Below are 11,932 nucleotides of genomic sequence, written 5' to 3' on the forward strand. Positions count from 1 at the left end.
AAGCTGAACAAAGCGAAGCTAAAGGATACAAAATTTGATGTTACGGTGCAGGTGGGTGGTGTAATACAAGTGGGGAAGATGGGAATTTGCGAAACTGACATTGGTCTAAGGAGAGGAGCGAATACAGGAGAGCAGACAGAAGATAGGATCATAAAACAAGGTGTGTGCTTAAAACATAGGGATCGTCGGGTTCCCTAAGATAACAAAAAGCCCCCGGATAAATCCGGAGGCTTTCAGCATACTCGCCGTAAGCGAAATATTAACGGTTGTAGAACTCGACGATTTGTTTCTCATCGATATCCTGGGACAGTTCAGCACGCTCTGGCAAACGAATGAATTTACCTTCGAAAGAAGCGTCGGAATATTCCAGGTAACCAGGAAGGTGGGAACGGTTAGCAAGAGCTTCCTTGATGGAAGTCAAGCCTTGGCTTCTTTCACGAAGACCGATTACGTCGCCCAGTTCCAAACGGTAAGAAGCGATGTCAACTTTTTTGCCGTTAACAGTTACGTGACCGTGGGATACCAACTGACGTGCACCAGCACGGGAGTTAGCAAAACCAAGACGGTAAACGAGGTTGTCCAGGCGGCTTTCAAGCAAGAACATGAAGTTTTCGCCCGCGATACCTGGAAGCTTTTGTGCTTTGGTGAAAAGAGTTTTAAACTGCTTTTCGCCCAAGCCGTACATGTGACGCAGTTTTTGTTTTTCCAAAAGCTGCATTCCGTAGTTACTTACTTTTCTGCGTTGGTTAGCGCCGTGTTGTCCTGGTGGGAATGGGCGTTTCAGGTCTTTGCCTGTACCGCTAAGGGAAATGCCCAGACGGCGGCTGAGTTTGAATTTAGGTCCGGTGTAACGTGCCATGTTATAGTAGACTCCTTTATAATTGAAATTTCAGGTTAGGGCCTATTTGCGCCGCTTAACGTATGTAGTGGAGGTTTAATAGGTCCACACTGCCCGGGAAGTTCAGCCGCTGCCCCGACAGTAACGAAAAGCGTGAGGGTGACACAACGTTACGCCCAAGTAAAAGACCATTACGGTCTTGTTCAACAATAAATATTATATGAAAATAACAGGTAAAGTCAAGTAGAGATTAAAAGTGAATTTGTCAATCTTTGTCGATAGTTCTCTGGTCCTAAAAAAAATCCCGGAAATCTGGAAAATATAATGCATTACCGAGAAAAAGAGAGTAAAATATAACCACTTAGAAGTTACCGGAAAGTACGTATTTTAATTGATTTGCAAAGGGGATTCTCTTTATGTCAGAACAAGAAGCATGCGGTCACCGCAGCAATCGTATGCTCTTACAGGATAATGTGCAATCAGGTGGAGATTCGCAAGATCCTGCCGCCTGGCTAAGGGACACAGATATCGTATCCCACGATCTCCCTTATGCAGCCGATCTGATTATAGGCAGCTTCCATGAGTGGCAGGGAGGACAAGCTATCTTGCCATTTACCGCTGAGTGGGAGTGGTGTGTCCTGAATTTTGAAGCCAGATGGATAGAAAATATAAATGAAGAACAGGAACGTCTGAGAGTGGTATGGGAGGAGACGGGGGCGCACAGTCTTGCCTCCGGACACCCTGAGGTCCTCTCCATCCAGGAGGATGGGGAAGAAAAGATCATCCTGACGATCCCGGTTGTCACGCGCACTCGAGGGGAGATTTTCGCCCTGCTCGGCTGTATGATGCCGACAGCGCAATATGAAGCCGGAGGCAGGCATATTGCTGAAGCCATGGCGCAGCATTACCGGACATGTTTTTACCACCAATTTGAGCATGTATTTGTCTCTGATTTGGCAGGAGTTCACTTGCATGCGGAGCGGGAGAGCAACCGGCGTTCCCTGTTGTTCCAGATCGTCCAGCGGATGCATGACAATATTGATGTGGATGCAGTGCTGAGCGAGGTGATCAACAGCATCTCTGCTATGTACCCGGGTGCACGTCTGGACTTGTTCATGTCACAGGATCACCGGAGCAGTCACCCGCAGGTAAAGCCGCTGCCGCTGCTCTGGACGAGTGACGACGTATGTGCAATCGCTTTTAAAGACGGCAGGGTAGCTATTCATACAAGTGGAGAAGGCGGGCGTTATGTAGAGATTGGACTTCCGCTCGGTGGAAAACAGGGGGTATACGGCGTATTTCATATGGTGCTGGATAACCCGGATTTTCCCGATGTTGACGTGCGGTTTCTCTCCATGGTGGCAGATACGGCCGGAACGGCTTTTGAGAATGCCAAGCTGTATGAGCGCTCGAACCAGCTCATTCGCGAGCTGCGCATGAGCAATGAACTTACTCAGCGGTTGAACCAGAGCCTGCGGCTCGGGGACATTTTCCAATTTGCATTCGAGGAATTGCTGGAGATGTTCGAGGCGGATTACTGCTGCATCATGCATCTCAATGAAGAGAAAGGCGGTCTTGAGGTGATCGCCTGCAACTATACACCGCTGCTGAATGAGATTTTGGATGTAGGAGGAGGACTCGGCGGCCAAGTGTATGCTACTGGAGAGTCTCTGATCCTCTCGGATTATCTGGAGAATCCGAAGGTCAACTCTAAACTGATGGAGGCCACCTGCTCACAGTCTCTGATTGCGACACCACTATATGTAGGCGGAGAGATCCGTGGTGCCATCATGCTGGCACACCGGGAGACTCACTATTTTTCTTATGACAACTACAGATTGCTGCAAGCAATGGCGGGTCATATTGGACTTGCAGTGGGCAACGCCCGGCTGCATGCCGAGGTACGACGTTTAGCGAATCGTGATACCCTGACCGGTCTGTATGCCCGGCATTATCTGGACGAAGTGATTCAGGAGAGGCAGACTACCGATTTCTGCGGAACGCTGATCGTGGTAGATATCGACCAGTTCAAAATGGTGAACGATACCTATGGCCATCAGCAAGGGGACAAGATTCTGAAGCAGGTCAGTGAAATTGTGAAATCCTCGATCCGCCAAGGCGATATAGCTGCCCGGTGGGGCGGTGAAGAGTTGGCGGTCTATCTCCCCCAGCTTGGCGTGCAGCAGGCGGCTTATGTGGCCGAGCGCATCCGTAAACGGGTGCAGGAAGAGACTGAACCAGCCGTCACCGTCTCCTGTGGCATCGCTGAATGGAGCTGGACGGATGACCGTGTCAGTGTGGAGTCGCTGTTCTACCGGGCCGACATGGCCCTGTACGATGCAAAGAACAGTGGTCGTAATCGGGTAGCGATGGACAAGAAGAAATCGGAAGAACGATTGAAGAATCCTTGAGGCCCTGCCTCAAGGATTCTTTTTGCATCAGGAACAATTCTGTATAAATGGCATAAGACCGCGGGCCAGAGAGAACCCTAACTACTGATAACAATCCACTTTCAAATATGAAAGGATATAAGACCATGAGGACAAGCATAGCTTATAGCGGAATGATCGCAGTAATGTTAGTTGGTATTCTGGGCAGTGGCTGCACGGAAGTAAACAATAAACCGGCACCAAAGGATTTATCGCTGGCGCTGGCTGGGATGGCCGGGAGTGATGGGGTCAGCTTCGAAGGATCAGCTGCGCTGCTTCGAGAGGGAGAGGCGACGCCTGCGCTGAGTCAGTATTATGGAGGTAAGATGGAGAACCATAATCAGCTTAGTCTGTACACACTGCTTCCAGACAAAGGAACTTCCAAAACGGCCGCGACAGAAGGTATTCGGAAGCTGGAGAAAAATGGTGTGACAACACATATTCATTCCGGCGAGAAGGCTTATTCCAGTAAGCTTGAGAAACGGGAGGGCCAGTGGCAAGAGCTGTCCAAAGCCTCCGGCAACCACCAAGACAATCCGCTTCCCCGATTGAACCCGCTGCTTCAGCTAGAGCAGTTGAAAGAGGTGGACAAGACGGTTACAGAAGAGACTGGTGCGGCCAGGGGCACTAGGGTTTTGCGAATACAATTGACCCCGGAAGCGGCGCGGGCGCTACTGTCGAGAGAACTGGAACAGGAAATGAATTCTCTCCGACCTGTTAACAGCGGCGTGAAGGCTAAGAATAGAAATCAGGCCAAAGCAGATAAGGCCATTGAGGCGCTATGGCAGAAGAAGAACAATGAGATGGAGCGGCAGCTTGCCAAGGCTAACGTAAAGGCTGTGTATCATTTGACTGTGGACAAGAAGCAGAATCTGCCCCGCAAGCTGGACTGGACCAGAACCGTTAGCTATGCCAACGGGAAGAAACCTGGGGACCAAGAGTCTTTGGTAGTCCAGGTCAATTTCTATGGATATCGTTAAGACAGCAAATGACATGAGGCCTTGCGCTCTATAACGGTCGTGCTACAATAGTAAGGCTTGCTTATTTACGCTTCGAAGAGGAAGGAAGAGAGAAAGAATGAAAGATTCCAGAATTCAAAAGCTGGCGGAAAACCTTGTAGGCTATTCCGTGAACGTCCAGCCGGGCGAGAACGTGCTCGTCGAAATGATTGGCAACGAAAGAGATTTGATTAAAGCAGTTGTGGAGGAGGTCGGTAAAGCCGGAGGTCACGCTTTTGTGCAATTGACTGACCGTACCGTCCTGCGCAGCATGCTAAAATATGCAACCCGTGAAAGTCTTCAGACCTGGGCCGAGATTGATCTGAACCGCATGAAGCAAATGGATTGCTATATTGGCATCCGTGCCGGCGAGAATGTTAATGACTTGGCGGATGTGCCTGAAGAAAATATGAAGCTCTACAATTCCCTGTATTCGCACCCGGTACATAGCGAGCAGCGCGTCAAGCACACCAAATGGGTGGTTCTGCGTTATCCGAATGCCAGCATGGCTCAGCTTGCTAATACGAGCACAGAAGCATTCGAGGACTTCTATTTCGAAGTGTGTAATCTGGATTATGCCAAGATGGACAGAGCGCAGGACGCACTGGCTGATCTTATGAAAAAAACCGACAAGGTACGCATTGCTGGTCCAGAAACGGAGCTTACCTTCTCCATCAAAGGCATCGGTGGAGAGAAATGCTCTGGGCAGAAGAATATTCCTGACGGAGAGGTTTATACAGCCCCGGTTCGCGATTCCGTCAACGGAACAATTAGCTACAATGCAGCTTCCATCTACAATGGAGTCACGTTTGAGAATGTGAAGTTCACCTTCGAGAACGGCAAAATTGTAGAAGCTACCAGTAACGATACAGCCCGGTTGAACGAAATTCTCGATTCCGATGAGGGCGCGCGTTATATTGGCGAGTTCGCGATCGGCTTCAATCCGTACATTCTGCACCCGATGAAGGACATCCTGTTCGACGAGAAGATCGCCGGCAGTCTGCACTTCACGCCAGGTCAGGCCTATGACGTTACGGATAACGGTAATCGTTCCTCGATTCATTGGGATCTGGTGCTAATTCAACGTCCGGATTACGGCGGCGGAGAAATTTACTTTGATGATGTTCTGATCCGCAAGGATGGCATCTTTGTCATTCCGGAGCTGGAAGGTCTGAATCCAGAAAACTTGAAATAAAATGTAATAACAAGAAAATTCCTTGCGTGAGTAAGCGGATTCAAGGTATCATGGAATGGATTAGTAATTACTTAGTTTATAATAAGTTTCGGAGGGATTCCTATGTCCAATAACAATGCTGCAATCGTGGAAATTGCCCAAACGGCGAGCCAATTTAACTCTTCCATCGTTCTTCAAGCGGACAACAAGTACATTGATGTTAAAAGTATCCTTGGTTTGTTCACTACTTTGGTTTCAAGCCAAAGCTATGAGCTTCATGTCCATGGAACGGACGCTGAAGAAGCTAAGAAGGCAATGAGTGAAGTATTCGCGAAGCACGGTCTGAACTTTTCAGTAGTCGCGGAGTAAAATAATGGATGGTTGAAGACGTCCTGCCGTTAGCGGCGGGGCGTTTTTTATATGTGTATAGAATAAACTATAAAATTTAACTAAAGGGAAGAGGAGTGGAGGGGAATTTTGGAACTGTAGGAGCGACAGCGTCCGGAAGTCCAAACTTTCTCCGCAATGACGACCTAAACCCATGTGAGAATCCTAAGTTCAATCTATACATATTCTTATATTTCTAAAAAGCAGGCTCCACTTTATGGAGGTATTTTGATATAATAGGGCTGATTTTCGAATATACCAAACTGAATTCTTGTATTGGCATCCGATTTCGACTAATATTAAATAAAATGGCAAAAGCAGCAGTAACTTTTGGACATGGGGGGGAAGATGCATGACTTCATCAGATTTGCAGGAACAGCTTAACCTTAAAGCGATCACTCTTCTACAAGAAGATGCCGATAAAATTCAGAAGCTCATCGAAGTGCAGATGGAGAATTTGGCCACACGGTACTGCCCTCTCTATGAGGAAGTGCTGGATACCCAAATGTATGGTTTCTCCAAAGAGGTCGATTTCGCTGTCCGTGCAGGACTGGTGCCTGAACTTACTGGTAAACAGCTGGTGAGCAAACTGGAGCGTAATCTGGCCGTATTGTATGAAGCTCTGAACAATAAGGCTAACTAGGGTCATAGGTTGCAGCCGTTCTATCGGACAAGATCATTATCCGAAAATGATAAAGCGCACACGAGGGAAAGGGGATTCCTCCTGTGCGCTTTTTTGTTGCATAAGTGAAGCTAAAGGGTTTGTCTCTACACCAAATAGAAGGAAACCCCAAGAATCAGGTACACCGCCAGGAGGAGCAACCCCTCATACCAATTGGTGGCCCCATCCTGCGTAATAGACTTGGCTATGAATACAGCGACAGCGATCGCTACAATCTCTATGGTGGAGAAGACAATATCCATGGTGTTGCCCATGAAATAACTGGCGAAAATCAGCACCGGCGCTACAAACAGCGCGACCTGAAGGCTGCTGCCAACAGCGATTTCCACGGCTGCGCCGATCTTGTTCTTCATGGCAAGCAGAACGGCTGCACTGTGTTCCGCAGCATTTCCGATAATCGCAACCAGGAAGGCGCCCACGAACAGCTCACTGAAGCCAAAGCGCTCCGTCAAGGTCTCCAAGGTGCCTACGAGCCATTCACTGACAAAAGCGACCATGACGGTGGCAAGAATCAGATACATAATGGATTTGCCTTTGGACCAAGCAGGAGCATGCTCATTGGGGAGTTCTTCCGCTCTATCTTCGGTGACATCCGCCAAATACTTCTTATGTGTGATCATCGAGAAGAGGAGCCAGGCGATGTAAGAGACAATCAGGATGCCAGCAACCACTAGGCTAAGGACATCTGTATCTTTTGCCGTAATAGAATGTGTGTTGAAGAACATGGCAGGTACGAATAGGGCGATGACCGCGACAATCATCAAGGAGCCATTCATACCGGCGAGGGTGACATTGAAGTTCTGCACTTTAAACTTCATACCCCCGGCAAAAATACTGAGGCCCAGTACCAGTAGCAGATTCCCGATGATGGAACCCGTGAGGCTTGCCTTAACCATGTCGAACAGACCTTCCTTCACGAGGAAAAATGCGATGATCAGCTCTGCAGCATTGCCGAAGGTGGCGTTGAGGAAGCCGCCCAACCGCTGTCCGGCATAATGGGCTACACTTTCGGTAGCTCGGCCCAGAAAACCGGCCACGAATACGACTGCGACCGCCGACAGAATGAACTGCAGCGTATGATCCCAGCCCGCAAAATGTCCGATGGCGCTAAGGAGGAAAGTCACCACCAGCAACCCCGGGGATATCCATTTTTTCAATTTGGCACTCTCCAGTCTACGTATGTATGTTGATTTCATACTCAATATACCCAAAATGTTCCACTCTGTAAACGGAGATGCGAGAAAGTCATTTGCTTTTTAGCCTGTTTTGGAATTACAATAATTGATATTGAGTGTAGGGGGGATATGGCATGGCAGAACAACTTCAACTGGAAAATGGGAATATACGGATTTCAAACGACGTCGTCTCGAAAATTGCCGGGCTGGCAGCCTTGGAGACTCCTGGGATTGCGGCCATGTCCGGCGGTTTGTCGGAAGGCTGGGGAAAGCGCCTGAGCGGCAAGAACGTGCAGAAGGGTGTTACCGTTGAAGTCGGACAGCTCGAAGCGGCAGTCGATTTGCGGATTATCGTCCTCTATGAAACTCCGATTCACGAAGTGTGCCGGATGCTGCAACAGAACGTACGCGAAGCTGTGGAGAGCATGACAGGCCTTCACATTGTTGAAGTAAACGTCAAGGTTGAAGGCGTAGCGTTCAAGAATGACGAAATTTCGTAAGAACGCCGTAAATCATTAATTAGGATTTGGGTATTCAGGGGCATAATCGCCCAAAGAAAGAGGGTCTTTCGAGCCGAATGAGGCTTGGGAGACCTTTTTCTTATGTTTATGTCGATGGATGCAAAAAAAGTGTTCCGCCAGCTTGTCCTGAGCTGAGGAACACTTTTATATCCGTTGATGGGTTTGCTTGACAGTTCATACGTAATCAACGCAATTAGCGCCCACGGACTTCTCTGAGTTTTCTTACAGTGGTTACAGACTTGGTGACTTCCTCTTTAGCCGGCCGGTTGGTCTCCCGGGAGATGTTGAGCATGATACCCATAGACATCATGGTCATCAGCAGTGAGGAGCCCCCGTAGCTGATGAAGGGAAGTGTTACACCGGTGAGCGGAATAGCCTTGGTGACCCCGCCGATGTTGATAAAGGCCTGGATCGCAATCATCCCCATGACGCCGATGCCGACAAGCGTCCCGAACGGATCGGTACACCTGAGGGCAATCATAATCCCTCGCCAAATGAAGAAGAGGTAAATAAGCAGGAACACGAGTGTCCCGATAAAACCTAGCTCTTCGCCCATGACGGCAAAGATAAAGTCCGTCTGCGGATTGATAAGGTAATGGAGCTTCTGCACGCCTTTACCCAGTCCAGCTCCGCTAATACCACCTTCACCAATAGCTGTAAGGGATTGAATAATGTTATATCCGTCTTTGGTTGGGTCCTGGAACGGATCTATGAAGGCAGTGATACGGCCCATTTTATAATTCGTAGCCAATTTTGTTTCAGGTGCAGGCGGGGACAGCGAATCGATAGCCGCCTTGGCTCCGAGTACAATTCCCACACCCAGCACGAGCAGGGCAATCGAACCCATAATATGCTTCATGCTGGCGCCGCCTGCATAGATGACCAGTCCGCTGGTAGCAACGAGGATCATACATGAACCGAAATCGGGCTGCATCATGATCAGGCCCGCTACAATTCCAACGATCACCATAACCGGGATGTAACCGGTCCGGAGATCCCGAAGACGTTCCCCTTTTTTGGTAATCAAGGCAGCGAGGTAGAGAATGATCGTTATTTTGGCTAACTCGGTAGGCTGAATCCCTAGTCCCATGATGCTAAGCCAGCTACTTGCGCCATTAATTCGTTCGGTAGAGGCTACGAATAGAAGCAGAATGAGAGTCACCAGGAACATCGGTGCGTACCATTTTTTAAACTTGCTGTAGTGGATATTCATTGTCACGAACATAGCGAATAATCCCAAGACAACCCAGATGATCTGACGTTTAACGAAGTAGAGCGGATCATTTTTGAAGAATAGACTGGAGCTTGCGCTGAAGACCATGATCAGTCCGAAGCCAACAAGCAGCAGGGTCAGAATCAATAACAGGAAGTCGGGTGTTCCTCTTTTGGGCAGGTTGACTTTGGCATTCGTCTTTCCCTTACGGTTACTCAAGCCTCAAGCAACTGCTTCAGTTCAAGGATCCGTTCAGCAGCAACGTCCAGTACAGGCTGAGGTACCGGTGATTCGTATTCCAGTCCATGAGGGAAGGTTGCTTTGCCAAGGTATACAGCCTCAATGGCGAGAACCGCATCGGGCTTCTCTAACTTACCCTCCACTGCGCGTGTGTTGACACGTAGGAAGTATTCTCCGCCGTTATTCCGGTCTTCAATCTTGCAGTCGTATGTAGCCCGGTAATATTCCCATTGCCAGCGAATGAAACCGGCCTTTTCTGCACTTTCGTCCAGATAAAGAAGGTCGCTTTTTAAGCCTACGAGACCCGTGTTCTCAAATATCATAGCGCACTTTTCCCCCTTATGAAGTATAATGATTAATTTGTTTATCCGCTTACAGACGTTCATTCTCATGATAGTATGTTTCCAGAGGTTCTGCAAGACAGGGTTTAGCCATACATACCCAGTTTTTTTGGTTTCTGATACAATAGAAGAAATATAGCCGCTTAGGCAAGGTAGCAGCAATGCAGTACGCTGTCATCTCTTGTCAGGCCCGGTTGTCTAGGAAGGGAATGGAGCAGGCATGAAGCAGCCAACAGTTGAAGCATTGATGAACGATATGGTGGAGTGGCGCCGTCATCTGCACAGCCATCCTGAGCTGTCATATCAGGAGAAGGAAACATCCGCTTACGTTGCGGCCAAGCTGGAAGGCTTAGGCATTGAAGTTAGAAGAAGTACTTCGGGTTACGGCTTGATAGGAATTCTAAAAGGGGCTCGGCCCGGTAAGATAGTTGTACTCCGTGCGGATATGGATGCATTGCCGATACAGGAAGAGAATAAAGTGGAATATGCCTCGACCAAAAGCGGGGTTATGCATGCTTGTGGTCATGATGGGCATACAGCAATTTTGCTAGGGGCAGCAGCTTACTACAGCAGCCGGCGCAGTGAACTGGCAGGGGAGATTCGCTTCCTCTTCCAGCCTGCCGAGGAAGTGTGTCCCGGTGGCGCGGTTGGCATGATTGCCGAAGGTGTGCTGGAAGGGGCAGATGCTGTCTATGGCCTTCATCTGTGGACACCACTGCCTGTGGGAACCGTCGGTAGCGCCCCGGGACCTTTGATGGCGTCAACCGATGAGTTCTTCATCAACATCATCGGTAAGGGCGGTCATGGCGGAATTCCGCACCGCGCTGTAGATAGCATTGTCGCGGCTGCGGCCTTGGTGACACAGCTCCAGAGCATCGTTAGCCGGTCCGTTGATCCGCTACGCCCAGCGGTGGTCACTGTGGGCACCATTCAAGGCGGGACCGCCCAGAATATTATTGCAGAGCAGTGCCGGATAACAGGGACGGTTCGAACCTTTGATGATGAGAGTCGTCAGCTGATTCGGCGCAGAATTGAAGAGATAGCGTTGGCCGTCGCAGCTACATATGGAGCCGAAGCGAAAATGGAGTACATGACGGGTTACCCGCCGCTAGTGAATGACGAACAGGAATTCAACCGGTTTAAGTCAACAGCACCTGGGGCGCTGGGTGAAGAGGTTCAGGTTGTGACGCTGGAGAAATTGATGCCAGCGGAGGATTTTGCCTACTATTTGCACCATGTGCCTGGCTGCTTTATGTTCGTGGGGGCAGGTAATCCTGACAAGGATGCCATATATCCGCATCATCACAGCCGCTTTGATTTTGACGAGGACGCTATGCTGCACGGCATCAAGCTACTCATTGCCATGACGGATTCCCGGCTTAAAGAAACTACTGAAGAATAATGCAGCTCTCAGCTGGACAACCTAATCGCGAAACATGCGAGATTTAGGAGGGATTCCAGTTGAAGACAATCAAGGAAGTCATGACAGCGGGACCAGTGACGGTTACGCTGAAGGATAATATTTATGAGGTTGCTGTCAAAATGAGAGACCATGGTACCGGCTTTATTCCCGTAGTCGACTCAGAAGGCAGCAATCAACTAATCGGTGTTATTACAGACCGCGATCTTGTCATCCGGGGGTATGCAGCCAAGCATTCAGGCTCCACTGCTGTAGAGACGGTGATGAGCAAGGAGCTGCGCACGGTGACAGAGGATACTTCTGTAGATGAAGCTGCAGAAATTATGGCTGCGGGACAGGTTCGACGTCTGCCTGTAGTCAGCGACAAGAAGCTGATCGGCATCGTGTCGATCGGTGACCTAGCCGTACGGAATATCTTTGCCAATGAAGCGGGAGAAGCGCTTAGCAGCATCTCGCAGCAGACCTTGCATTAAATACTCATACAGGAAGCTCATGTCCGTGCTCGCGGAGGTGG

General features: G+C 49.2%; 12 protein-coding genes. 8 read left to right on the plus strand and 4 right to left on the minus strand.

Annotated features, from left to right (window positions below; translation table 11 throughout):
- Window positions 1-259: 259 nt before the first annotated feature.
- Entirely contained in the window at window positions 260-859 is a 600-nt protein-coding gene (gene rpsD / locus ACFVRY_RS01140) for a 30S ribosomal protein S4 (RefSeq protein ID WP_066370830.1), read from the minus strand.
- Window positions 860-1,254: 395 nt separating this feature from the next.
- Here rpsD and ACFVRY_RS01145 point away from each other — a divergent pair, with 395 nt between their 5' ends.
- From ACFVRY_RS01145 to ACFVRY_RS01165, 5 genes are all read left to right on the plus strand, one after another.
- The gene (locus ACFVRY_RS01145) at window positions 1,255-3,249 is read left to right on the plus strand and encodes a sensor domain-containing diguanylate cyclase (RefSeq protein ID WP_387496187.1); all 1,995 of its coding nucleotides are present in this window, start codon (window positions 1,255-1,257) and stop codon (window positions 3,247-3,249) included.
- A 125-nt stretch (window positions 3,250-3,374) separates the two neighbouring features.
- Window positions 3,375-4,247, plus strand: coding sequence for a hypothetical protein (locus ACFVRY_RS01150; RefSeq protein WP_387496190.1), 873 nt, complete (start codon window positions 3,375-3,377; stop codon window positions 4,245-4,247).
- Window positions 4,248-4,344: 97 nt separating this feature from the next.
- Entirely contained in the window at window positions 4,345-5,460 is a 1,116-nt protein-coding gene (locus ACFVRY_RS01155; protein ID WP_387496193.1) for an aminopeptidase, read from the plus strand.
- Window positions 5,461-5,562: 102 nt separating this feature from the next.
- Window positions 5,563-5,808 (plus strand): HPr family phosphocarrier protein, encoded by a 246-nt coding sequence (locus ACFVRY_RS01160; RefSeq protein WP_066370813.1) that lies wholly within the window; start codon window positions 5,563-5,565, stop codon window positions 5,806-5,808.
- Window positions 5,809-6,178: 370 nt separating this feature from the next.
- Complete coding sequence (locus tag ACFVRY_RS01165) at window positions 6,179-6,469, plus strand: Fpa/YlaN family protein (protein ID WP_066370804.1); 291 nt, start codon at window positions 6,179-6,181, stop codon at window positions 6,467-6,469.
- Window positions 6,470-6,594: 125 nt separating this feature from the next.
- On the opposite strand, the gene cax is transcribed toward ACFVRY_RS01165, so the two are convergent.
- Complete coding sequence (gene cax / locus ACFVRY_RS01170) at window positions 6,595-7,665, minus strand: calcium/proton exchanger (protein WP_387496196.1); 1,071 nt, start codon at window positions 7,663-7,665, stop codon at window positions 6,595-6,597.
- Window positions 7,666-7,817: 152 nt separating this feature from the next.
- On the opposite strand from cax, the gene ACFVRY_RS01175 reads away from it, so the two are divergent.
- The gene (locus tag ACFVRY_RS01175) at window positions 7,818-8,183 is read left to right on the plus strand and encodes an Asp23/Gls24 family envelope stress response protein (RefSeq protein WP_066370800.1); all 366 of its coding nucleotides are present in this window, start codon (window positions 7,818-7,820) and stop codon (window positions 8,181-8,183) included.
- A 214-nt stretch (window positions 8,184-8,397) separates the two neighbouring features.
- On the opposite strand, the gene ftsW is transcribed toward ACFVRY_RS01175, so the two are convergent.
- Window positions 8,398-9,636: a putative lipid II flippase FtsW gene (gene ftsW / locus ACFVRY_RS01180; RefSeq protein ID WP_083205204.1), complete on the minus strand. Its 1,239-nt coding sequence runs from the start codon at window positions 9,634-9,636 to the stop codon at window positions 8,398-8,400.
- Window positions 9,633-9,980, minus strand: coding sequence for a YugN family protein (locus ACFVRY_RS01185; RefSeq protein ID WP_387496200.1), 348 nt, complete (start codon window positions 9,978-9,980; stop codon window positions 9,633-9,635). The genes ftsW and ACFVRY_RS01185 overlap by 4 nt, the downstream gene beginning before the upstream one ends.
- Before the next feature lie 238 nt (window positions 9,981-10,218).
- On the opposite strand from ACFVRY_RS01185, the gene ACFVRY_RS01190 reads away from it, so the two are divergent.
- Together ACFVRY_RS01190 and ACFVRY_RS01195 are read left to right on the plus strand one after the other, a co-directional pair.
- Entirely contained in the window at window positions 10,219-11,400 is a 1,182-nt protein-coding gene (locus ACFVRY_RS01190) for an amidohydrolase (RefSeq protein WP_387496202.1), read from the plus strand.
- 59 nt (window positions 11,401-11,459) lie between these two features.
- Complete coding sequence (locus tag ACFVRY_RS01195; protein ID WP_387496205.1) at window positions 11,460-11,891, plus strand: CBS domain-containing protein; 432 nt, start codon at window positions 11,460-11,462, stop codon at window positions 11,889-11,891.
- Window positions 11,892-11,932: the final 41 nt, after the last annotated feature.

Source organism: Paenibacillus sp. NPDC057934 (assembly GCF_042887565.1).
GTDB lineage: Bacteria > Bacillota > Bacilli > Paenibacillales > Paenibacillaceae > Paenibacillus_AQ.